Origin of the sequence: Azospirillum isscasi (assembly GCF_030849505.1) — a bacterium.
Taxonomy (GTDB): domain Bacteria; phylum Pseudomonadota; class Alphaproteobacteria; order Azospirillales; family Azospirillaceae; genus Azospirillum; species Azospirillum isscasi.
On the sequence record NZ_JAUJFI010000037.1, the window covers coordinates 1 to 22,316 of the forward strand.

A 22,316-nucleotide genomic window follows, 5' to 3' on the forward strand; every position below is an offset into this window, starting at 1 on the left:
GGGCCGCGGGCCGGCGGCGGCCGGACCGGTGCGGTGCGGTGCGGAGTCCCTCGAAGCGGCGGCGCCCGCCGCGCCGGAGGACGGAGCGGCGCCACGGCCCCGCATCCTGGTCGCCGAGGACCATCCGACCAACCGGCAGGTCATCCAGCGGCAGCTCGCCCTGTTGGGACAGACGGCGGACATGGCGGAGGACGGCGCCCAGGCGCTGGCCCTCTGGCGCGAGAGGGATTACGCGCTGCTGCTGAGCGATTGCCAGATGCCGGAGATGGACGGTTTCGAACTGGCCCGCCGCATCCGCGCGGAGGAGGAGACCGGCGGACGTCCCCGCCTGCCCATCGTCGCGATCACCGCCAACGCCATGGCCGGCGAGGCCCAGCGTTGTCTGGCCGCGGGGATGGACGACAGCGTGCCGAAGCCGCTGGAGATCGGCCAGTTGCGCCGCATGCTGGACCGCTATCTGCCGTCCGGCGCCGCGCCCGGACCGGAGGGGCCCCCCTCACTTTCCGAGGCGGCGGACAGCGGTCCCGATGGGCCGCCAATCGACGGCCCTCCCATTGATGTGGGCGTCCTGGCGACGCTGTTCGACGGGGACATGGAGTTCGTCGGGCAACTGCTGCAGGAGTTCATCGTCTCCAACAGCGCCAGCCGCGACCGGCTGGTCGCCGCCCACGAGGCGGGGGATTGGGACACGGTGCGGCAGGCGGCTCACAAGCTGGCGGGGTCCTCCCGCACGGTCGGGGCGCGCGATCTGGCCGCGGTGAGCGACGCCATCGAGCTGGCCTGCGTGGACCGGCGCCTGGACGGGGTCGGCGCGCTGGTCGCCCGCGCCGACGCGGAACTGGGCCGCGCCGCCGTCTTCATTCACGGAATGGCGCCGGTTCGCTGAGACGGACCGGCGTCCGCTTCAGCAAACCGGCGCCGGTCTCACCGTTCCGTCAGGCGGCCATGGGCCGTAGGCCGCGGTCGCGGACCAATGCGTCGAGCCGCCGCTGGAAGCCGGCCTTCGCCTCGTCCGGCAATTCGAAATGGACGTGGCAGTTGTGGGCGTCCACCGAGACCACGCTGAAGGGCAGGGGAACGCCGATGCCCTCGATGTGCAGCGTGCCGCGCGTGCCGGCCATGGCGCCGTCCCAGACCTGCAACGCCGCGCCGCTGGACGACAGGTTCTGCAGGCGGCAGGTCCGGCTGCCGGTGGGCGTGTCGGCGCGGACGGGCAGTTCGACCGCGTAGCGGGTCTCGCGCCGCCGGTCCACCTCGCTCATGGACGTGCGGACGACACGGACCAGGATGTTGCGCAGATCGTCGATGCTGCCCGACACCTCGTCCGCGAAGACCCGGACGTCGGCGGCGCGGTCGCCGGTCACCTTGGCCTCGCCCGACACCTCGGCGATGCGGTGCGACACCTCCCGCGCGGCGTCGGCGGTCTGGTTGACGTTCCGGCTGATTTCCTGGGTGGCGGCCCCCTGCTCCTCCATCGCGGCGGCAATGGCGGCGGCCACCTGATCCACCTCGGCGATGCTGCCGGTGATGGCGGAGACGGCGGCCACCGCGTCACCCGTCGCCGCCTCGATCCCGGCGATCTGGACGGCGATGTCCTCGGTCGCCTTGGCGGTCTGGTTGGCGAGGCTCTTGACCTCGCTGGCCACCACGGCGAAGCCCTTGCCCGCCTCCCCGGCGCGGGCCGCCTCGATGGTGGCGTTCAGCGCCAGCAGGTTGGTCTGGCTGGCGATGTTCTGGATCAACTGGGCGACGTCGCCGATCTTCTGCACGGCGTCGGACAGGGATTGGATGGTGCCGCGCGCCTGATCGCCCTTCTGCACGGCGCTGCGGGTGATGCTGCTGGCCTGGGCGACCTGGGTGCCGATTTCGTGGATGGAGGCGGCCAGTTCCTCCGACGCGGCGGCGACGGTCTGGGCGTTGCGCAGGGCCTGTTCCGCGGCGGCGGCCACGGACTGGCTGTTCACCCCCACGGCGCCCGCCGACTGGGCCATCGCCTCGGCGTTGGAGCCCATGCGCGAGGTCTGTTCGGCCACCCGGTCCACGGCGTTCCGGGTTTCGCGCTCCACCGTCTGGGCCATGTTCTCCAGGGCGTTGCGCTTGGCGGCCTCCGCCTGCTCGCGCTGGCGTTCCTGCTCGTCGCGCATGCGCTGGTTCTCCAGCCCGTTGGCCTTGAACACCTCCACCGCGCGGGCCATCTCGCCGATCTCGTCGCGCCCCTCGGCCCCGGGAACGGCGGCTCCGTAATCGCCGCCGGCGATCCGCCGCATGGATTCGGTCAGCCCCCCCACGGGCCGCACGACGCGCAGCACCACCACCGCCATGCCGAGAAGTGCCATGGCGGTGCCGACTCCCAGCAGGATCCAGGAGGTCATGGCGGCGGCGCGATGGGTCGCCTGAGCCTCCTCGTAGTTTTCCCCGGCGATGCGGACCTGGAGGTCGATCAACAGGCCGATGCGGTCGGTGACGGGGTCGATGGTCTGGTACAGCTCCTTCCGGACGAAGCCGTCGAGCGCGCTGCCATCCTTGGCCGACAGAATGCCGATCAGCCGCTCGACCGCTTCGTCGGCCTTGGCCATGTCCGGCTTGATCTGGGCGGCGAGGGCCGCCTCCTCGGCGTTGAGCCTGTTGGCGAGGTAGGCGGACCAGCGCGATCGGATGTCGTCCTTCGCCTTGCGGACGGACGACAGGCTCTCGTCCCAGGTGAAGTTGCCGTTGCGGGCCTTGTGCGAGGCATCGACGACGAAGACGGCGTAGGCGTCCGAGATGATCTTCAGATCGCGCAACGGTAGCACGCGTTCGTCGTGGACGGAGCGCAGACCGTCGTTCGCGACGTTGAGCGCGCGCAGCCCGACCAGATCGCTGAGCCCCAGCAGAGCCCCCAGCAGGCCGAGGACTGCAAGCAGGATGGATTTAATAGTGAGTCGCATGAAATGCTCCCCGCGGGGTGTTCTTGTCCCCGCCTTTTCTTGATCGTCTGGGAGCGGAATACTGAATTTGAATTCGTAAAGAAAGAGAAAAGGCCGCTTTCGACATTCCGTCATACGATATCATAGACGCGGAAATGCATGGCGGCCTTTGATCGTTCCTTTTGCTTATTTCTTTTGCAGCGTCTTGCTTATTTCTTTTGCAGCGTCGTTTCGCCGCAGCAACAAAAGGTTTCAGTGAACCTTCGTCTCGTTCCCATGGTCGCGGCGATAGATATGGACATGATAGGCAGCCATGGGATTGCCCCGGACATAATCCACCAGACGCCGCTCCGTCTCGGGCGTGGCGTTGCGGATCAGCATCTGCCAGGCCGGTTCCATGGTGGCGCGCCGGGTTTCATCGTGGGGAAGCATGATGAAACCCGCCCATTCGGGCCGGAAATCGGACAGATAGCTTTCCGCGTAATGCCGCATCATGGCCGGGTCGTTGACGTTGACCGTTTCCATGTTCTCGAAGCAGACACGAAGCTGCATTTCCCGTCTCCCTCGTTCCGCAAGCGTCGATGCAACGGATATGTGAGGTTTCCGGCGCTTCTGCACCTGTCCGAAAGGCAGGGGCGGATATGCGGAAGATCGTTCCGGGGGGCGGCGCGGCGCGAAGAAACCCCTTTCCGCAGAGCGGAAAGGGGTTCTAGTCATGGCGGATAGGAGAGGGAGACGACCGGCACGCCGGCGGCGAAGGCCGTAGGCCCGCCGGTGCGTTCCTCAACCGAACTTATAACTGATGCCGTAACCGCCGCGCGGGTAGTCCCACTGAATATTTTCCTTGTCCTGGCAGACCACGCGGCAGGTGCCGCATTCCAGGCAGCCGTCGGTGGCCAGCGTCACGCTGCCGGTCTCGTTCTTGGTGTAGCAGGCCGCCGGGCAGCAGACGGTGCAGGCCTGGGACTCGCAGGACTTGCAGACCGCGTCGTTGCGGATCTGGATGTGCGGACGGCTCTCGTCCACGATGTAGCGGTTCTGGTACAGTTTCTCTTCGATCTTGACCATGATGCTCATCGCACGGCCCTCACCAGCTTGATTGCGTCGCCGACCAGCCCCAGGACCGACCGCTTCTTGACGAAGGACTTCATGATCTCCTTCTCCTTCGTCTTCTTGTCCACGCTGTCCACGGTGAACCAGTTGTGGGCGGCGGCGGTCAGCGTGTCGGGATAGGCGCCGAAGAACTGCTTGTTCTCGTGCATGATGCCCGGCAGGTTCCGGTACTTCTTCAGGTCCTTCATGATGAAGCTGTCGTCCAGTTTCTTCTTGTAGGCGGCGAGGTTGGCGGCGTTGAAGGACTTGCCGGCCTGCTTCAGCTCGATCACCGTCTCCGCCGCCATGCGGCCCGACGCCATGGCGAGGTTGGAGCCCTCGCGGTGGGCGGCGTTGTTGAAGTGGGCGGCGTCGCCGACCACCATCCAACCGTCGCCGTAGAGCTGCGGAACCGCCTTGTAGCCGCCCTCGGGGATCATGTGGGCGGCGTATTCCTTCATCTCCGCCCCTTCGATCAGCGGCTTGATGACGGGGTGGTTCTTCAGGTCCTCCAGCATCTTGTAGGGCGGGATGGCGCCCTGCTTGAAGTCGGAGATCAGGCAACCGATGCCGATCGTCAGCGATTCCTTGTTGGTGTAGAGGAACGCCGTGCCGACCATGCCCTTGGTCACCTTGCCCATGATCTCGATGACCACGCCCTCGTCGTCCTTCAGGCCGAAGCGCTGCTGGATCAGCTCGGGATCGATGAACAGGATCTCCTTGACCGCCAGCGCGACGTTCTGCGGCGCCAGCTCCGGCTGGAAGCCGGTGCGGCGGGCCAGCAGGGCGTTCACGCCGTCGGCCATGATGACCACGTCGGCGTGGATCTCGCCGCCCTCGCGATCGGTGCGCACGCCGATGACCTTGCCGGACGGGTCGCGGATCAGCTCCGTCACCGTGGTCTCGCAGATCTGGAGGCCGCCGGCCTCGCGGATCTTCTCGGAGAACCACTTGTCGATGTTGGCGCGGATGATCGTGTAGCGGTTCGGCGTCTCGCTGTTGAAGGCGTCCGACCGGTAGTTGGTGCCGATGTAGTTGTCGTCGCCGAGCAGCCAGATGCGCTGTTCGATGATGTGGCGCTCGGTCGGGCAATCCTCCCGGAAGTCCGGGATGATCTTTTCCAGCTCGGCGGCGTACATGATGCCGCCCTGGACGTTCTTGGCGCCGGGATATTCCCCGCGCTCAAGCTGAAGGACGCTGAGGCCCTGCTTGGCCAGCGTGTAGGCCGCCGCGTTGCCGGACGGGCCGGCACCGATGACGATGGCGTCGAACTTTTCGACCATGGTCCTTGTGGCTCCTTATCGTCCGGAAATCAGCCGGCCAGCCGGTTGACCGAGAGGCGCTTGCCGAAGGCGTCGGTCAGGGCAGGCAGGATGGTCAGCGCGTCGCCGACCAGCCCGAGATGGGCGAAGTCGAAAATCGGCGCGTTGGCGTCGGTGTTGATGGCCAGGATCAGGTCGGACTTCTCCATGCCGACCCGGTGCTGGATGGCGCCGGAGATGCCGGCGGCGATGTACAGTTTCGGGCGCACCGTCTTGCCGGTCTGCCCGACCTGACGGTCGAAGCCGGTCCAGCCGGCCTGCACCAGCGGGCGGGTCACCCCGACCTCGCCGCCCAGAACCTTGGCGAGGTCGAAGACCAGCTTCAGGTTCTCCGGCTTGCCCAGCCCCTTGCCCGCCGCCACGATGATGTCGGCGAAGGCGAGCTGCGCCTCGGTCTGCTCGCGGTCGGCGATGAAGCTCAGCACCTTGGTGATGACGTCGTCCTCGCGGAGCGTGGGGAACACCTCCACCACGCGGCCGGTGCGGCTGCCGTCGCGGTCGGGCATGGACATCACGCGCGGGCGCACCGTGGCCATCTGGGGGCGGTAGGCCAGCGTCTGGATGGTGCACAGCAGCGTGCCGCCGAAAGTCGGACGGGTGGCCGCCAGCGACCGGTTGTCCATGTAGATGTCCAGCTCGGTGCAGTCGGCGGTCAGGCCGGTGGCGAGCGTGGTGGCGATGGCGCCGGCCAGGTCGCGGCCCAGCGTGGTGGCGCCCAGCAGCACGATCTCCGGCTTGTAAGTGTTGACCACGTCGGTCATCACCCGCGTGTAGGGATCGGTGCGGTAGTCGGCCAGGACCGGATCGGTCACCTTGTAGACGACGTCCGCGCCATAGGTGAATGCGTCGGCGCAGATGGCGTTCAGGTCCGGGCTGTCGGCGCCCAGCACCACGGCCCCCACCTCGACCCCCAGCTTGTCGGCGAGCTTGCGGGCCTCGCCCACCAGCTCCCACGACACGGAATGGACGGAGCCGCGCTCCTGCTCCACGATCACCCAGATGCCCTTGTATTCCTTCAGGTGCTCGGGCAGTTGGAACTTGCGTCCCTGCGGCTTGCTTGGTTCGCTCATCGGGATGTCTCCGGCGGAGGATTCGTCAGGAACGGCGCGTCACAGCCCGGCGGCGGCGCGGGCGAGCAGCTCGTCGGCGAGTTTCGGCTGGGCGCCGAGGATGGCCTCGACCGCGGCGGCGGCCATCGCCTCAGCGCTGGGGGCCTCAGCACTGGGGGCCTCGGCCTCGATCATCTTGGCCTTCTGGGCGCGCGGCTTCGGCACGAAGACCTTCGACACGACGGTGGGCGAGCCCTTCAGGCCGACCTTCGTCTCCTCGGCGCCGGTGGTGTCCTTGCTCCAGGTCTTCAGGCTGTAGCGGGCGGAGCGGAACATGTCGTCCATCTTGCCGAAGCGGATGGTGTTCGTGCCCTCCAGCATCGTGATCATGCAGGGCAGGGCGGTCTTCAGCACCTGCACGCCGCCTTCGGAGCGGCGGTGCACGACGATCTCCTTCGCACCCTGGTCGATCGATTCGATCTTCGTGATGTAGGTGAGCTGCTGGAAGCCCAGCCGGGTCGCGATGCCCGGACCGACCTGCGCGGTGTCGCCGTCCACCGTCTGCTTGCCGCAGAAGACCAGATCGACCGTCTCTTCCTCCGACAGCTTCTTGATCGCCGACGTCAGGGCGTAGGAGGTGGCCAGCGTGTCCGAGCCCGCGAACTTGCGGTCGGTCAGCAGCACCGCGTCGTCGGCGCCCAGCGACAGCGCCTTGCGAAGCGAGGTTTCGGCCATCGGCGGCCCCATGGTCAGGACGGTCACGCGGGCGCCGACCTTGTCCTTGATCCGCAGCGCCTCCTCCAGCGAGAAGAGGTCGAAGGGGTTGATGATGGCCGGGACGCCCTGACGCATGATCGTGTTCGTCACGGGGTGGATGCGGATCTGGGCGCTGTCGGGCACCTGTTTGATACAGACAACGATGTGCATCCCGGTCTCCTTGACATTCCGCCGCCTGTCGCGCGGCGTGGCTATGGTCTTACCAGCAAGCGGCGTGCCAGTTTTGTGCGGATGCGGTAAGATACTGATATCAATCATTTTTTCCGGCGTTGAGGGATTGTCGCAAAAACGACAAAGGACGCGCGTGTCGGCTTCTCAACAGGGCGCCGCTCCGATGGCCGGTCCCGGGCCCCGGTCCGCCCGCGCCCGCCCGGCTTCTGTCGCCTACCGGACAAACCCGACAACGGCCGCCGGGCCATGGCCTGAAAACGAGACGGCCTGAAAACGAGACGGCCTGCGGACGCTCGCCGGGATGGCGGGTCCGCAGGCCGTTCTGGAAACGGAGGATGGCGGGGATCAACCCGGCAGCAGGGCGTCCAGCGGGACGAAGCGGTCGGCCATCCGGCGCGCCTCTTCCTTGTGGACCTTGAAGGTCTTCTCCGCGATGGCGTTGGACGCCACGAAGTCCTGGTAGGCGCGCTCCAGATGGGCGTGGTAGCGGGCGGCCATACCCTCGTCGTCCAGGGAGTCCAGCCCGGTGTCGGCGGACAGGTAGTCGTGGAAGCGCTGCAGGATGTGCAGGCGGTTCACGTGCACCACGCGCTGCTCGTAGGTGACGCCGAGGAAACGCAGGAAGTCCTCCGCGGTTTCCAGATCCTCCAGATCGTCCTTGAAGCTCATGGCGGGGTCCTTTCCGTTCAGATGACGTAGTGATCGGCGCGTGTGCCGGTGTCGTGGTTTGCGCAGGCGTCCTGGTCGCACAGGTTGCCGCAGCTCCGGCAGGCGATGCCGTCGAGCGGCAGGTCGTCCAGCCGGATGGCGTCGAGCGGGGCGGGACGCGCGGCGTCCTCCGCCGCGTGGGCCTCCAGCCGGGCCTCGATGCGGTTGATGTGGTCGATCAGGCAGGCGATGGCCTTGCCCACCGGGTCGGGCATCAGGTGGTGGTCCAGGTCGATGCCGTGGGCCGCCAGACGGCGCTGGGTGTCCGGGCGGACGACGCGGCCCGGGATGCCGACCACCGTCATGCCGTCCGGCACGTCCTTGGTCACCACCGAGTTGGCGCCGACGCGGCAGTTGGCGCCCACGGTGATCGGCCCCAGGATCTTGGCGCCGGACCCGACCAGCACGCCGTCGCCCAGCGTCGGGTGGCGCTTGCCTTTGGTCCAGGAGGTGCCGCCCAGCGTGACGCCGTGATAGAGCGTCACATCGTCGCCGACCTCCGCCGTCTCGCCGATGACGACGCCGGCCCCATGGTCGATGAAGAAGCGGCGGCCGATGGTGGCCCCGGGGTGGATGTCGATGTTGGTCAGCGCGCGGGCCAGATAGGACAGGAAGCGCGCCGGCCAGCGCAGGCCCCGCCGCCACGCGGCGTTGGACAGCCGGTGGATGACCAGCGCGTGGATGCCGGGGTAGCAGGTCAGCACGTCGAGGACGTTGCGCGCCGCCGGGTCGCGGTCGAAGACGCAGGCGACATCCTCGCGCAGGAGCCGCCAGAGGCTGGTCTCGTTCACGGCGAGGTCCGGGTGGGCGTCGATCGCGGCCATGGGGTCCTCCGGATCACGAGGGGGCGCAGCTCCAGCGCGTGGCGTCGTCGTGGAAGGCGACCAACTCCTCCGCGGTCGGGGCGCGCTTGGCGCGGGTGGCGAGCGCCCGTACCCGCGGCAGCACCGCCTGGGCGGTGGCGTCGTCGCAGGCGATGCCGAGCTGGCCGTAGGCCATCTTCACGCCCGCCGTGCCGGAATGTTTGCCCAGCACGATGCGATGCTCGCGCCCCACCTCGGCGGGGTCGAAATTCTGGTAGGTGGCGCGGTCGCGCAGCAGCCCGTCCACATGGATTCCGGCCTCGTGCGTGAAGACCGCGTCGCCGACGATGGACTTGTTGACCGCCACGGGACGGTTGGAGGCGCGCTCCACGAGGTCGGAGATCGCCCCCAGCGCGCGGGTGTCCACCCCGCTGTCCAGCCCGTAGAGCACCTTCAGCGACACCACCACCTCCTCCAGCGGGGCGTTGCCGGCGCGCTCGCCCAGGCCGTTGACGGTGGTGTTGACGTGGGTCGCCCCGCCCAGCACCGCGGCCAGCGAATTGGCGTTGGCGAGGCCGAGATCGTCGTGGGCGTGGATCTCGATCTCCAGGTCGGTGGCCCGGCGCAGCCGTTCGATGCAGGCGCGCGTCTGGAAGGGGTCGAGCACGCCCAGCGTGTCGGCGAAGCGGAAGCGGCGGGCGCCGGCCTCCTGCGCCACCGTCGCGGCGGCGATCAGGAAATCCATGTCGGCGCGCGAGGAATCCTCGCCGCCCAGGCTGACCTCCAGCCCGTGGTCGCGGGCCGTCTTGACCTTGCGTTCGATTTCCGACAGGGCCCAGGCGCGGCTGCGCTTCAGCTTCCTGGTGATGTGGATGTCGGAGACGGGCATCGACAGGTTGACGAAGCCGACCTTGCAGTCGAGCGCCGCCTTCAGGTCGGTGTCGTGCATGCGGCACCAGACCATCAGCCGGGCCTTCAGCCCCAGCGCGGCCACGGCGCGGATGCCCTCACGCTCCTCCGGACCCATGGCGGGGATGCCGATCTCAAGCTCCGGCACGCCGGCCTCGTCGAGCGCGCGGGCGATGGCGATCTTCTCGTCGAGCGTGAAGGCCACCCCCGCCGTCTGCTCCCCGTCGCGCAGCGTCGTGTCGTTGATGATGGTGGAACCGGCCTTCGGCATTCGGTCACATCCTCAATTGGGACTTAATCAGCGGCGGGTCTTGCCCCCTCCCTAACCCTCCCCTGCGAAGCGGGGGGAGGGAGGGGACCCACGAAGTGGGGAGGGTGGGGTCAACGGGGCCAGGAGGTGTGTCGCAGACCGGGCCGGGGAACCGCGTCCCGGCGGGTGTCGTCGGGCGGGTTGCCAGGGCGCGGGACCGGCCCGGCCTGCGATCTCGGTGTTACGAATAAAAGCTCTTACGAATAGACTGGCGCGAACTCCTTCGGAGCGCCCGCCTGCGACCAGTAAGGCGACAGCGAGCGCAGCTTCGCGATGATGCCGGGAACCACCGCGATCACCCGCTCGATCTCCTCCTCCGTCGTTTCGCGCGACAGGGAGAAGCGGGTGGCGCCGTGGGCGGCGGTGTAGGGCACGCCCATGGCCCGCATCACGTGGCTCGGCTCCAGCGACCCGGAGGTGCAGGCCGACCCCGACGAGGCGGCGATGCCGGCCTCGTTCAGCAGCAGGAGGATCGCCTCGCCCTCGATGTACTCGAAGGCGACGTTGCAGGTGTTGGGCAGGCGGTTGGCCGGGTTGCCGGTGACGAAGCAGTTCGGGACGGCGGCCAGGATGGCCTGCTCCAGCTTGTCGCGCAGCGCCTTCACCCGCGTGTTCTCGTCGGTCATGTGCAGCAGCGCGAGCTGCGCCGCCGCCCCCAGCCCGACGATGCCCGGCGCGTTCTCCGTGCCGGCGCGGCGCGAGCGCTCCTGGTGGCCGCCGCGCAGCATCGGGCGGAAGCGCAGGCCGCGCTTGACGTAGAGCGCGCCGATGCCCTTGGGGGCGTGCAGCTTGTGGCCGGACAGCGACAGCATGTCCACCGCGCTGTCGGCGAGCTTCATCGGGATCTTGCCGACCGCCTGCACCGCGTCGGTGTGGAACACCGCTCCCGCCGCCTTGGCGAGCTGGGCCAGCTCCTCGATCGGGAAGATCGTCCCGGTCTCGTTGTTCGCCCACATGATCGAGACGATGGCGACGTCGGGCGACAGGGCCGCCTTGTAGGCGTCGAGATCCAGGTTGCCCTGGCCGTCCACGGCGATGCGGTGAACGGTGTAGCCGCGCTTCTTCTCCAGATAGTCGCACAGCGCCAGAACGGCGGGATGCTCGACCACGCTGGTGACGATGCTCTTTTTCTTCGGATAGGCCTCCAGCGTGGACAGGATGGCGGTGTTGTCGCTCTCCGTGCCGCCGGAGGTGAAGACGATCTCGCTGTCGTGGGCGGCGCCCAGCAGCGCCTGCACCTGCTTGCGCGCCCATTCGATCTTGCCGCCCACCGCGGCGCCGAAGGCGTGCATGGAGGAGGGGTTGCCGAACTGCTCGGTGAACAGGGGCAGCATCTCCGCCAGCACTTCCGGATCGACGCGGGTGGTGGCGTTGTTGTCGAGGTAGATGCCTTGGGTCATGGCGTCACGCTCCCGCCGGCAGGAGGGAGGCGGGCTTGACGCGGACGAACTCGCCCAGCGCCTCGACCAGCTTGGCCTGCACGCCCATCATGGTGCCGGCGGACTGCGAACAGCCGGAGCAGGCGCCGGTCAGCCGGACGTAGATGTCCTTGCCGTCGATGTCCACCAGCTCCACGTCGCCGCCGTCGCGCTGGATCTGCGGGCGCAGCTCCTCGATGGCGACCATGATCTTCTGCATGCGCTGCACGTTGGTCAGCTTGGCCGGAGCCGCCGGGGCCTCGGCCTTCGGGGCCAGCGGCTTGATGGCGTCCAGCCCGACCGTGCCGGGGGCATGGGCCTTGGGCGGGGCCAGCGCGCCGGTCTTGGCGAGCACGGCCTCCAGCACCTCCTCGATCTTCTCGTGGCAGGTCTGGCAGGACCCGCCGGCCTTGGTGTAGTGGGTGACCTCTTCCAGCGTGGTCAGGTTGTTGACGGTCACCGCGCGCTCGATCATCGCCGCGTCGATGCCGAAGCACTTGCAGACCAGTTCGCCTTCCTCGTGGTCGTCCACCCACTCCTCGCCCTTGAAGTTGGCGATGGCGGCGCGGAGCGCCTCGGCGCCCATGACCGAACAGTGCATCTTCTCCGGAGGCAGGCCGCCCAGATACTCGGCGATGTCGCGGTTGGTGACGGCCAGAGCCTCGTCCACCGTCTTGCCGATGATCATCTCCGTCAGCGCCGACGAGGACGCGATGGCCGAGCCGCAGCCGAAGGTCTGGAACTTCGCGTCCTCGATGACCTGGCTGTCGGGATTGACCTTCATCATCAGCTTCAGGGCGTCACCGCAGGTGATCGACCCGACCTCGCCCACGGCGTTCGCCTCGTCCAGCGCGCCGGCGTTCTTCGGGTTGAAGAAGTGTTCCTTGACCTTGTCGGTGTAGTTCCACATGACGCCTTGCCTTTCCCGCGTTACCGGGCCCGAAGTGATCGGGTTGGGGAGTGTGTTCGGAGTTAGTGAGCGGTGCCGCAGCCGCCCGCCGACGGCGCGGAGGAGCAGCTTCCCCCCGGACCCGCCGAGAAGGACTTGCCGCAGCCGCAGGTGCTTCCCGCGTTCGGGTTGTCGAACTTGAAGCCCGCGCCCTCGACCCCTTCGACGAAATCGACCACCACGCCGGTCAGGAAGGGCTGGCTGGTCGGATCGACGAAGATCGTCACCGGGCCGAAGGTCAGCACGGCGTCTTCCTCGCCTGCCGCGGCCTCCAGCCCCATCTGGTACTTCATGCCGGCGCAGCCGCCGTCGGCCACCGCGATGCGCAGGCCGGCCGCAGCGCCGCCGGACTTCGCCAGCACGCGCTCCAGGGTGTTCACCGCCGCATCCGTCAGGGTCACCATGTCTGCCGCCTCCAAATGCTCCGTCGGGCATGCCGACCGATCTCGCCAACAGTGACAGCAAGCGGCGTGCCAATTCATAAGTAATTGATTTTTCGTGATTGTCGGATCGATGGGCTGACGCCTTCCCGACAATTGTCGGGTCGGACCCATGTCGGGTTTGCGACATCCTGCGACGAAAGGACGCACAATTTGTTTATGGGCTTTTCGGAAGGGCGCGGGCGGCCCATACAGGATCGTCGGTCGGGCGCACAATGGCGCACAACAACGGCCTGACAACTACAGATGGGGACAGGCGATGGACCGGCCGGTCGAACTGCGGATGTCCAACGGGCGCATGGCCTTCGGCGACGTGCCCGAACACATCGACGAAAAACTTCAGGCGGCGGTGAAGGCGCGCCCCGACGCCGCGGCCTGCGAAGCCCTGCTGTGGGAAGCGCACCGGCTGGGGCCGCGCGTGCTGCCGGTCTTCTACGCGCTCTACAAATTCTACTTCAACCGCAAGCGCTTCACGGACGCGGAGCGGGTGGCGATGATCGGGCTGGACGCGGCGGCGCGCGAAGGCGGCTATGCCGGCGATTGGCGGAGCCTGCGCGCGGACAGCACGGACTGGACGACGGAGGGCGCGCCGCGCTTCACCCTCTTCACCCTGAAGGCGCTGGCCTTCATCAGCCTGCGCAGTGAACGGGTGGAGGAGGCGACGGCGATCCTCGGCAAGCTGGCGGAGATCGACCCGCAGGATCAGGTCGGCTACGGCGTCATCGCCGCGCTGGCGAAGGGGTTGGACGGCGCGGCCGGTGGTCAGTAGCGGGGCAGAAGGCCCCGTACGTAATCGCGATCGACGTTGGCCTGTGCCCCGCCCACCGCTGCGGCGCGCAGGGCGGACGTCGAAAATTCCGGGGGAATGTCCACCCGCTGCACGCCGCCGCCGGGGGAGATTGCGTTCTGGAAGAAGGCGCGCAACCGATCGGCCTGACCTTCGAACGACGGTTCGGCGGCTTGGCCGGAACCGGCGGTTAACGGCTTGAAGACGGCATCCTCCAGGGAGAATTCCGAATTCTTCGCCACCTTGCGGGAAGAGGGCAGGCCGGCGCGCTCCGCCAGGATGGCGGCGGCGTCCTTCTCGCCAATACCGCGCAGCGCGTTGTCGATGCCGTCGAAATCGACGCCCAGCGACTTCAGCTTGTAGGCCGCATCGCCTTCCTTCCTGGTGTAGTTCAGGCGGGAGTCGGTGAAATCCATTCCGAAGAAGCCCGGCATGACCAGGCGGCTCATGCCGGAACGGTCCGCCGACAGAAGAGGATTGAGGCTGCGCGCCGCCAGGGTGTCCGAGGTGGCGGCCAGATCGCCCTCGCTCATCGCCGAGGCCAGCTTATCCATCAGGGAGGAGCGTTGCGTGAGCGTGCTGCCGAGCGCGTTGCGCAGGTCGTCGGCGCTGGTGGCGTCGTTCCGGAGCAGGGTGGCATGGTCGTTGTTGAACATGCGCGCGGTTGCGGCCACGGCGCTGCTGCGGGCCTGTTTAAGCCGTTGCGTCAGGGCGTCGTGAACCTCTTCGCCGGAGATCTTGCCGCTGTCGACGAGGCTGACCAGTTGGGAGCGCTGCTTGTCCGACAGGGCTTCGAACGCGGCGAGGGACTCGCCGCGCAGCGACTTTCCCAGTTCGCTGAGCGACACGCTGTCTTCCGTGGCCGCCCGCCCGCCGGACACCGCCTGGGTCTTGGCGGTTGCGGAAGACCTGGACGTTCCGAACGAACCGGCCAAGGGCGAGGATATGGACGTGGTATCGGACACATTCATTCCAGACCCTCCGCGGTTCGCCGCTCAACCGTTCATCGCAGGGTTCAGAATGACAACTTATCCTATGGTTGTCTTGGGCGATTTTGTCACGGGTTCCGGTGAACGCCTTCGGCGTCAGTCTCCGGCGCCGAAGCACACGGCTTCCGCGCCGCAGTCGCGGCAGACCGGGGCGCCGCAGGGGATCAGCCCGTCCCGTGCGCAGAGGAGGCGGTAGAGGAAGACCTTCCACCGGGTGCCGGTCGCGTTCAGCAGGGCCAGCGATTCGAAATGGCGCTCCATCAGCGCCGCGAGGTGGCTCGGTCCGGCCAGCCCCAAATCCCGCCACAGCTCGCCGCCGTCCAGCATGGCCCGCGCGATGATCGCGGCGAGCCATTCCTCCTCCTCGATGCCCAGCGAGCGGTGGGCCAGCAGGAGGGCGGCGATGTCGTCCGCCTCGCTCCGAAGAAGCGGGGGCAGGGGGGTGGGGGAGCAATCGGGAACCGGCATGCCCTCTTCGAAGGCACCGGGGTCGAAGGCGCCGGGAAAGTATTTTCCGAGGAGATGGGTCAGCGCCGGATCGTCGAGACCCAGCGCCCCCGGACCTGCCGGCCAGCGGCGGGCCAGGACGCAGGCGAACAGATGCGCGTCGAAGACATTGCAGCGTCCCTGGCGGTCGGTCAGCCAGCGGTACAGCAGCGTGGCGTCGCCCGCCCCCGGCGGGGCGGTGTGCAGGATGCCCATGGCGTCCATCCTCCGGGGGCGGGCGGGCGTCAGGCCGCCTTGGGCAAGTGGGTGATGCAGCTCTTCGAGCAGACCTTGCCGCAGCTCTCGCAGCCGATGCAGTTGCCGGCGTTCTTGACGCTCATGACCTTCTTCTCGGCCTCGTCGTCGAAGGCGTCCACGATGTCGCCGTCCTCGGTGATGCCGATCAGCTCCAGCACGTCGCGGCCACAGACCTTGAAGCAACGGCCGCAGCCGATGCACATCTTCTGGTCGATGTTTTCCACGAACTTCGGCGTCCAGGCGGCGCCGCCGCGGGTGGTGCCGGTCACGAACTCAGCCATCGTCTGCTCCTCAATCGGGCTTGGTGTGTCGTTTGGTGGGGTATGGGCGCTGCCGTTGCCCCACCCCGGCCTTCCCCCGCTATCGCAGGGGAGGGTGCCTTCTGCGAAGCGGCGGCCATCCCCTCCCCTGCGATAGCGGGGGAGGGTTAGGGAGGGGCAAGGTTTGTTCAGGCGGACGCCTTCTCCAGCGCCTTCAGCTCGGCGCGCTTCTCGGTCAGGGTCCTGTAGGCGTCGTAGGTTTCCTGGGCGACCTGGAGGATCGACTGCCAGTTCTGCGGCAGCTCCTCCGACAGGTCGTGCAGGTCCATCTTCTTCTGGGTCGCGCGGGCGTTCAGCTTCTTGACCTCGTCCTTCAGGGCGTCGATGTCGGACATGTCGGAAACCTCACAGATCGGCGACGTCGGGGTATTTGCGGATCAGCGCCACGGCCTCTCCCACGATCTTCGCGCCGTCGGCGGCCAGCTTCTCCAGCGACGGGAAGCCGAAGCGGTGGACGTCGCGCAGATGCTTGGACACGACGACCAGCCGGCCCGTGGTCAACACCATGCGGCCGAAGCCCTCGTGGCTCATCTTCATGATGGGGGAGGCGATCAGGCCGGTTTGCTTTTCGACCGTGATGCCCACGGCCTTGTAGAACAGCTCCAGCCGCCACAGCGTGTCGGGGTCCGGATCGCCCATGATCGGGATGGCGGCGCGGGCTTCCTTGTCCAGGATGAAGGGGGCGAGGATCGTCTCGTCGCTCTTGCCTTCCCAGGCGCCGTAGCTGTCTTCGGCGCGGAACAGCATGACCAGCGTCTTCAGGAAAGCCTCGGCGAGATCGCTCCCGGCGGCCACGGCGGTGTCGGTCATGCTCTCAATCCTCCTCGTCGAAGGCCAGCTCCTGCGGCTGGCCGGCGTTCAGGGCCTTGCGCAGCCAGGGCGGCGGGTTGCCGTTGATGGTTTCGACCAGACGGTCGAGCAGGGTGGTGATGCTGTCGGTGGCCTCCACCTTCACGGGGTGGATCTTCTTCGCCACCACGCGGGCGGCGGCGGAGGCGCCGATGGCCGACAGGTAGACGATGGCGCAGTCGGCCAGCGCGTCCAGCTTCGGGACCAGCTTGTCCTCGTTGCCGTCCTCGAACATCGAACCGCCGAACTGGCAGGTCTCGACCATCGTGTAGCCGGCCTTGTCCACCTCATAGATCACGATGTTCTTGGCCCAGCCGAAATGCGCATCGACGTGCTGCATGTCCTGGGTGCAGAAAGCGACCTTCATGTACCCTCCTTTGCGGGGCCGGCCTTCCTCGGCCTGGCCCACCACACTCAGCCGGCGCTGCATCCGCATGACCCGCTCCCGCAGTGCTGGCCGTGTTCATGCCCGTCCCCATGACCGTGACCTCCATGGCCGTGGCCATGCGCGTCGTGGTCCATCTCGCGGGACAGGAACAGGTTGCCGATCTCGAACAGAAGCTCGCGGGTGCCGCGGTAGCCGACATGGACCTTCAGCCCGGCGCCCAGGCGGTCGAACATGGGCAGGCCCATGCGGTGCAGCGGCACGCCGATGCGCGCCGCCCCCTGCCGCCCGTGCGAATTGGACACGATCAGGTCGGCGTCGCGGGCCAGCGTCTCCACGTCGGAATGGTCGCCGACCATGACCGTCGCGGCCTTCAGCTTCTCCAGGACGGCGGTCTGGGTGGGGGAGACGGCGGCGATGACCTCCGCCCCCATGTCCGACAGGAAGCCGGTCACGGCGTAGAGCAGGTCCGGCTCCAGCGCCACGGCGATCCGCTTGCGGCTGAAGAAGAAATGCCCGTCCAGCATGGCGTCCACCAGCGTCTCGCGCTGGCGCCGCAGCTTCGCCGGCACCGGGCGGCCCGACAACTCCGACAGGGTGCGGACGAGGCGGTCCGACGCCTCCAGCCCGGTCAGCCGGTCGAAGAAGAGGCTGCGCACGTCGGTCTTCAACTCCAGCGCGGCGGCGGCGACGCGCATGTGCTCGCCGATCACCAGCGTGGCTTCCGATGCGCCCATGGCGGCGATCCGCTCCACCGTCACGCCGCCCAGCGAGGTCGCCGTGAAATCGTCCGGCTGGCGGCCCGACATCGACAGCGACAGGTCGGGCAGAAAGATGGGCGACAGGCCGAAGCCCTCTATGATGTCGCGCAGTTCCTCCACGTCGCCGGGCGACAGGTGGCAGCCGGCCAGCACGTTGATCTGGCCCTTTACGGTGAAGTCCGCGGGCTGGACCACCTCCTCGACGATGCCGGTCACCGCGGCGGAGAAGCCGTCCTCGAAGCCGCCGGAGAAGTCGGGGGTGTTGGCGAAGACCAGCTTCAGGCCGGACAGCGCCGGGTTGCGCTGGCGGAACAGCGAATACTGCCCGGCCATGTCCTCGCCCTTGGTCTCGGTCACGCCGGTGGTGGCGACGCCGATCAGGGCGGGGGCGTTGCGCTCGTGGATGGTGCGGACGGCCTGTTCCAGATTGTCGTAGCCGCCGAGGATCGTGGACACCTGATCCATCGCGGTGGTCTGGAGCGGGATGGCCTCGCGGAAATGGCGGACCAGGAGGACCAGCCCGAAGGCGGTGCAGCCCTGGCTCCCGTGGAACAGCGGCATGCAGCGGTCCACCCCGAGGAAGGCGAGCGCCGCGCCCAGCGGCTGGCTCATCTTCAGCGGGTTGGTGGAGGCCGCCTTGGCGGAGTGGGGGAAGCGCTGGATGGTCCCCATGGCGGTCACGCCTCCACCGGCTTGGCGTCCGGCTTGGATTCCCAGGGAGCGGCGAGGCGCACCTGCCGCCAGATCGGGTTGGACAGGGTTTTGTCGATTTCCTCACACAGGTTGACGATGCCGTCATAGCCCGCGTAGGGGGTGTGGCGCTCCTGGTTCAGGTCGAGCCAGGGAACCTTGGCCTTCAGCGCGATGAACTGCGACCGGCCGCCGGACATCATGATGTCGGCCTCGCTGTCGCGCAGCATCTTGTAGATGTCGCGGGGCTTCAGGTCGTCCCACTGGTGGAATTCCTCGCCCTTCATCTTCTTGATGCGCTCCTTGTCCTCCTTGGTGGACTTCTTGGTGGAGGTGCCGACGATGGTCAGCCCGGCGCCTTCCAGCGCGGTGACCATCGACCAGCTCTTCACGCCGCCGGTGAACAGCAGGACGCGCTTGCCGTCGAAGCGCGGCTTGTAGGGTTCCAGACGCCGCCAGACGCGGCTTTCCTCGCGGGCGATGACGCCTTCGGTGCGGTCGATGATCGCCTTGTCGGCGCCGCGCTCCACCAGCAGGCGGGCCATGGTGCGCAGCGTGTCCGACATGTCCGACACGCCGTAGAAGGAGCCTTCGAAATAGGGGATGCCCCAGCGCTCCTGCATCTTGCGCCCGACATTCACCAGCGCCTGGGAGCAGACCACCATGGTCAGCCGCGCCCGGTGCGCCTGCGCCACCTCGTTGTAGCGCCCGTCGCCGGAGATGCAGGACAGGATGCGGATGCCGATCTCGTCGAGCAGCGGCTTCACCAGCCACAGTTCGCCGGCCAGATTGTATTCGCCGACGATGCAGATGTCGGTCGGGGTCGTGACTTCCGGCTCCACCGTGCCGATGACGTGGTCGAGCAGCGTCTCGCCGGCCAGCTTGTTGCCCAGGTTCTTCGACCCGACGAAGCCCGGCGCCATCACCGGGATCACCGGCTTGCCGAGCTTCTTCGCGGCGAACTTGCAGACCGCCTCGATGTCGTCGCCGATCATCGCCGGTACGCAGGTCTGGTAGACGAAGACCGCCGGCGGATCGTACTGCTGCACGATCTCCTTGATGGCCTTGTAGAGTTTCTTCTCGCCGCCGTGGATGATGTCGAGTTCCGACATGTCGGTGGTGAAGCCGGTGCGGTAGAGCTGCGAACCCGACGATTTGGTGCCGCGGTTGTCCCAGGAGTTGCCGAGGCAGGCGATCGGCCCGTGCACGAGGTGGGCGGCGTCGGCGATCGGCTGAAGCGCGATCATCGCGCCGTCATAGGCGCAGCCCCCGGCGGCGGCCCCCGGCTTCAGAGCCTTGGAGCAGCCCTTCTTGCGCTCCTTCTCCGATTTGGTCTGGTTGGTGGCGCAACCCGGCTCGTTGAAGACGTCCTGGAGCTTTTCCTGGAGCATGACCTTGCCTCCTCATGGCTGGCCAGAAGGGGAATGCATGGTGCGTGCCAATCGATCGGTTCGTGTTAACTCTTTGAATTATTGGAATTTGTCCGGTGCATGGCCTGTGTGCGATTGCTGACAATGGCCGCCCGGCGTGTCGGGTGTCGCACAGAGGGAGGCTGGCGGGTGTTTTCCCTTTGGGACTCTCCAAATAAGTGTTTTTGCAAGTAAGATTGATAATCTTGAAGCCAAGCAAATCGGATAAAAAACCTGTCGTGGCGAAACAGGAGGTTCGTGATGAGCAGACAATCCGGCCAGGAGGCCGGCGCGGCGGAAACCAGCCCTGACGGCGTGGATTCGGCGATCGCGTTGGATGACCAGCGGTGGTCGTGGCTTGCGGGCACCTACTGGTATGTGCCGGAGGTGTGCTTGCCGGCGCTTCGCCTGAAGAATTTCCGCGAAACCACCATCGAGACGGTGCAGGACCAGACCCTGTGGTGGTTCGAGGGCTTCGATGGCGGCTATCTGACGGGGCGCGCGGCGATCAGCATCGACGGCGGGGACTTCAAGTACCTCACGGTGTTCGGCTCCGTCACGCCGGACGGCGACGTGCTCCTGAGCTTCAGCCCGAGCGACGAGGACGGCGGCTCGTCGGGGGTGGGCACCGGCACGGACCCGCTGACGACCGGCTATGGCCGCCTGACGCGCTATCGGGGCGCCTGGGCCTTTCTCATGCAGATGACCAGCGGCACGAACGCCGTCGGCATGACCCATTGGGCCTACATGGTGCAGGCGACGCCGGACAGCGATGCGTGGACCAGCCTTCCCGGCGTGCCCGGCACCGGCATCGGGGACGTCTTTTCCTGAACCCCGTTTTCCCGGCCTGAATGAAAAACCGGAGCCCACCTTGCGGCGGACTCCGGCTTTCCGGGGAAGCGGCCGGGCGGGGGGATGGAGACCCCGCGCCGGCCGGGGAAATCAACGGACCAGATCGAAGGAGTAGTCGGTCTCGCCCACGATGTTCGTGTTCGCGTCCATGTCCTCGAAGATCCGATCCAGGATGCGCACCAGCACGTTCAGAGCGCCCTGGTAGCCCCAGGTCGGGTAACGGTGATGGTGGTGGCGGTCGAAGATCGGGTAGGTCAGGCGGATGAGCGGGATCTTGGTGTCGCGCTCCAGATATTTGCCGTAGCTGTTGCCGATGATGTAGTCGACCGTGTCGGTGAACAGCAGCGAGCGCAGGTGCCAGAGGTCCTTGCCGCCGTAGGCCTTGCCGGACTTGCCGAACGGCGAGGCGTCGAGCACCTTCTGGACCTGCTTCTCCCACTTCTTCGAGCCCGAGGTGGACAGGATGTGCACCGGCTCGGCACCCAGCTCCATCAGGAACTTCGACATGCCCAGGCAGAAGTCCGGGTCGCCGTACACGGCGAAGCGCTTGCCGTGCAGGTGGGTGTGGCTGTCGGCGATGGCGTCGACCAGACGGCCGCGCTCCAGCTTCAGCTCGGCCGGGACGGCCTTGCCGGACAGCTCCGCCAGCTTCAGGAGAAGCTCGTCGGTGGCCGCGACGCCCAGCGGGTAGTTGAACTTGGCGACCTGCTGGCCCTTCTCCTTGATGAACTGCAGGGACTGCGGGGTGCAGTATTCCTGCATGGAGATGGTGGCCTTGGCGTGGACGGCCTGCTTGGTGGCCTCCAGCGGGGTGCCGCCGTCATACATGCGGTACTCGCCGTCCGCGGGGGTGTCGAAGTTGTCCGACACGTCCGACAGGATGGTCATCTCGATGCCGAACAGGCCGGCGATGCGCTTCAGCTCGCGGTTGTTGCCGACCGCATAGCCGTCGAAGCCCGGGATCAGGTTGATCGTCTCGTTCTTCGGGGTGTCGAAGTTCTCCGACGTGCCCCAGAAGTAGGTCAGAACACCCTTGATCATGTTGTCGTAGCCGACGATGTGGCTGCCGACGAAGGCCGGGGTGTGGGCGAAGGGAACCGGGAAGTCCTGCGGGACGCTTTCCTTGTTCTTCGCGTTGTTGATGAAGCCGGACAGGTCGTCGCCGATGACTTCGGCCATGCAGGTCGTCAGCACGGCGATCATCTTCGGCTTGTACAGCGAATAGGCGTTGGCCAGGCCGTCGATCATGTTGTTCAGGCCGCCGAACACCGCCGCGTCTTCCGTCATCGACGAGGAGACCGCGGAGTTCGGCTCCTTGAAGTGGCGGGTGAGGTGCGTGCGGTAGTAGGCCACGCAGCCCTGCGAACCATGGACGAAGGGCAGGGTGCCCTCGAAGCCCTGGGCCGCGAACATCGCGCCGATCGGCTGGCAGGCCTTCGTCGGGTTGATGACGATCGCCTCACGGGCGAAGTTCTTTTCCTTGTACTCTTCCGTCTTGGTCCACGCGGAAACCCGGGCGACCTCTTCGTCGGAGTGGCCGTACTCGAACTCGGTTTTCTTACGCTCGAACAGCTCCTTGTATTCAGGCTGACGGAAGAGCGTAAAGTGGTCGATGACCTTGTCGGCGCTCTGGGAAACGGGGTGGGACATGTTCAATACTCCTATCTTCCAGAGGC

General features: G+C 67.1%; 24 protein-coding genes. 3 read left to right on the forward strand and 21 right to left on the reverse strand.

The annotated features are described in order from the left end of the window. Positions 1 to 886: response regulator (locus QSG27_RS10110; protein ID WP_306705704.1), on the forward strand; the 886-nt coding region annotated here is incomplete at its 5' end. 49 nt (positions 887 to 935) lie between these two features. On the opposite strand, the gene QSG27_RS10115 is transcribed toward QSG27_RS10110, so the two are convergent. From QSG27_RS10115 to QSG27_RS10170, 12 genes are all read right to left on the reverse strand, one after another. After that, complete coding sequence (locus QSG27_RS10115; RefSeq protein ID WP_306705706.1) at positions 936 to 2,927, reverse strand: methyl-accepting chemotaxis protein; 1,992 nt, start codon at positions 2,925 to 2,927, stop codon at positions 936 to 938. 231 nt (positions 2,928 to 3,158) lie between these two features. Next, positions 3,159 to 3,458: a hypothetical protein gene (locus tag QSG27_RS10120; RefSeq protein WP_306705709.1), complete on the reverse strand. Its 300-nt coding sequence runs from the start codon at positions 3,456 to 3,458 to the stop codon at positions 3,159 to 3,161. A 231-nt stretch (positions 3,459 to 3,689) separates the two neighbouring features. Next, positions 3,690 to 3,983, reverse strand: coding sequence for a ferredoxin family protein (locus tag QSG27_RS10125; RefSeq protein WP_306705711.1), 294 nt, complete (start codon positions 3,981 to 3,983; stop codon positions 3,690 to 3,692). Then, a complete protein-coding gene (locus tag QSG27_RS10130; protein ID WP_306705713.1) occupies positions 3,980 to 5,281 on the reverse strand; it encodes an FAD-dependent oxidoreductase in 1,302 nt (433 codons plus the stop codon). The genes QSG27_RS10125 and QSG27_RS10130 overlap by 4 nt, the downstream gene beginning before the upstream one ends. Before the next feature lie 29 nt (positions 5,282 to 5,310). Beyond that, complete coding sequence (locus QSG27_RS10135) at positions 5,311 to 6,390, reverse strand: electron transfer flavoprotein subunit alpha/FixB family protein (RefSeq protein WP_306705714.1); 1,080 nt, start codon at positions 6,388 to 6,390, stop codon at positions 5,311 to 5,313. Between the two features lie 39 nt (positions 6,391 to 6,429). Beyond that, positions 6,430 to 7,296: an electron transfer flavoprotein subunit beta/FixA family protein gene (locus QSG27_RS10140; protein ID WP_306705716.1), complete on the reverse strand. Its 867-nt coding sequence runs from the start codon at positions 7,294 to 7,296 to the stop codon at positions 6,430 to 6,432. 366 nt (positions 7,297 to 7,662) lie between these two features. Continuing rightward, complete coding sequence (nifW, locus tag QSG27_RS10145; RefSeq protein WP_306705718.1) at positions 7,663 to 7,986, reverse strand: nitrogenase-stabilizing/protective protein NifW; 324 nt, start codon at positions 7,984 to 7,986, stop codon at positions 7,663 to 7,665. Positions 7,987 to 8,003: 17 nt separating this feature from the next. Further along, a complete protein-coding gene (cysE, locus tag QSG27_RS10150; RefSeq protein WP_306705720.1) occupies positions 8,004 to 8,849 on the reverse strand; it encodes a serine O-acetyltransferase in 846 nt (281 codons plus the stop codon). A 13-nt stretch (positions 8,850 to 8,862) separates the two neighbouring features. Beyond that, positions 8,863 to 10,008, reverse strand: a complete 1,146-nt coding sequence (gene nifV, locus QSG27_RS10155; RefSeq protein ID WP_306705722.1) for a homocitrate synthase — start codon at positions 10,006 to 10,008, stop codon at positions 8,863 to 8,865. A gap of 236 nt (positions 10,009 to 10,244) precedes the next feature. Beyond that, positions 10,245 to 11,447, reverse strand: a complete 1,203-nt coding sequence (gene nifS, locus QSG27_RS10160) for a cysteine desulfurase NifS (protein WP_306705725.1) — start codon at positions 11,445 to 11,447, stop codon at positions 10,245 to 10,247. A 4-nt stretch (positions 11,448 to 11,451) separates the two neighbouring features. Then, on the reverse strand, positions 11,452 to 12,375 hold the full coding sequence (gene nifU, locus QSG27_RS10165; protein WP_306705726.1) for a Fe-S cluster assembly protein NifU: 924 nt from the start codon (positions 12,373 to 12,375) through the stop codon (positions 11,452 to 11,454). 62 nt (positions 12,376 to 12,437) lie between these two features. After that, the gene (locus QSG27_RS10170) at positions 12,438 to 12,818 is read right to left on the reverse strand and encodes a HesB/IscA family protein (protein WP_306705728.1); all 381 of its coding nucleotides are present in this window, start codon (positions 12,816 to 12,818) and stop codon (positions 12,438 to 12,440) included. Between the two features lie 295 nt (positions 12,819 to 13,113). Here QSG27_RS10170 and QSG27_RS10175 point away from each other — a divergent pair, with 295 nt between their 5' ends. Beyond that, entirely contained in the window at positions 13,114 to 13,623 is a 510-nt protein-coding gene (locus tag QSG27_RS10175; protein ID WP_306705730.1) for a hypothetical protein, read from the forward strand. On the opposite strand, the gene QSG27_RS10180 is transcribed toward QSG27_RS10175, so the two are convergent. The 8 genes from QSG27_RS10180 to nifE form a co-directional block, all read right to left on the reverse strand. Beyond that, positions 13,617 to 14,612: a hypothetical protein gene (locus QSG27_RS10180; RefSeq protein ID WP_306705732.1), complete on the reverse strand. Its 996-nt coding sequence runs from the start codon at positions 14,610 to 14,612 to the stop codon at positions 13,617 to 13,619. The two genes, QSG27_RS10175 and QSG27_RS10180, sit on opposite strands and share 7 nt — an antisense overlap. Before the next feature lie 114 nt (positions 14,613 to 14,726). Continuing rightward, positions 14,727 to 15,332, reverse strand: coding sequence for a nitrogen fixation protein NifQ (locus tag QSG27_RS10185; protein WP_306705733.1), 606 nt, complete (start codon positions 15,330 to 15,332; stop codon positions 14,727 to 14,729). 29 nt (positions 15,333 to 15,361) lie between these two features. Next, positions 15,362 to 15,655 carry a ferredoxin III, nif-specific gene (gene fdxB, locus QSG27_RS10190; protein WP_306705735.1) on the reverse strand — a complete coding sequence of 98 codons (294 nt, stop codon included), beginning with the start codon at positions 15,653 to 15,655 and terminating at the stop codon, positions 15,362 to 15,364. Positions 15,656 to 15,822: 167 nt separating this feature from the next. Then, positions 15,823 to 16,029 carry a CCE_0567 family metalloprotein gene (locus QSG27_RS10195; protein ID WP_149468954.1) on the reverse strand — a complete coding sequence of 69 codons (207 nt, stop codon included), beginning with the start codon at positions 16,027 to 16,029 and terminating at the stop codon, positions 15,823 to 15,825. A 10-nt stretch (positions 16,030 to 16,039) separates the two neighbouring features. Further along, positions 16,040 to 16,504, reverse strand: coding sequence for a NifX-associated nitrogen fixation protein (locus tag QSG27_RS10200; protein ID WP_306705738.1), 465 nt, complete (start codon positions 16,502 to 16,504; stop codon positions 16,040 to 16,042). Between the two features lie 4 nt (positions 16,505 to 16,508). Further along, on the reverse strand, positions 16,509 to 16,910 hold the full coding sequence (gene nifX, locus QSG27_RS10205) for a nitrogen fixation protein NifX (RefSeq protein WP_306705740.1): 402 nt from the start codon (positions 16,908 to 16,910) through the stop codon (positions 16,509 to 16,511). Positions 16,911 to 16,957: 47 nt separating this feature from the next. Continuing rightward, on the reverse strand, positions 16,958 to 18,361 hold the full coding sequence (gene nifN / locus QSG27_RS10210) for a nitrogenase iron-molybdenum cofactor biosynthesis protein NifN (protein WP_306705742.1): 1,404 nt from the start codon (positions 18,359 to 18,361) through the stop codon (positions 16,958 to 16,960). 5 nt (positions 18,362 to 18,366) lie between these two features. Further along, positions 18,367 to 19,770 (reverse strand): nitrogenase iron-molybdenum cofactor biosynthesis protein NifE, encoded by a 1,404-nt coding sequence (nifE, locus tag QSG27_RS10215; RefSeq protein ID WP_306705744.1) that lies wholly within the window; start codon positions 19,768 to 19,770, stop codon positions 18,367 to 18,369. Between the two features lie 279 nt (positions 19,771 to 20,049). Between nifE and QSG27_RS10220 the strand changes: the two genes are divergently transcribed. Continuing rightward, on the forward strand, positions 20,050 to 20,619 hold the full coding sequence (locus QSG27_RS10220) for a hypothetical protein (RefSeq protein WP_306705746.1): 570 nt from the start codon (positions 20,050 to 20,052) through the stop codon (positions 20,617 to 20,619). A gap of 111 nt (positions 20,620 to 20,730) precedes the next feature. Here the strand turns inward: QSG27_RS10220 and nifK are convergent, their stop codons facing one another. After that, positions 20,731 to 22,290, reverse strand: coding sequence for a nitrogenase molybdenum-iron protein subunit beta (gene nifK / locus QSG27_RS10225; RefSeq protein WP_306705748.1), 1,560 nt, complete (start codon positions 22,288 to 22,290; stop codon positions 20,731 to 20,733). Positions 22,291 to 22,316: the final 26 nt, after the last annotated feature.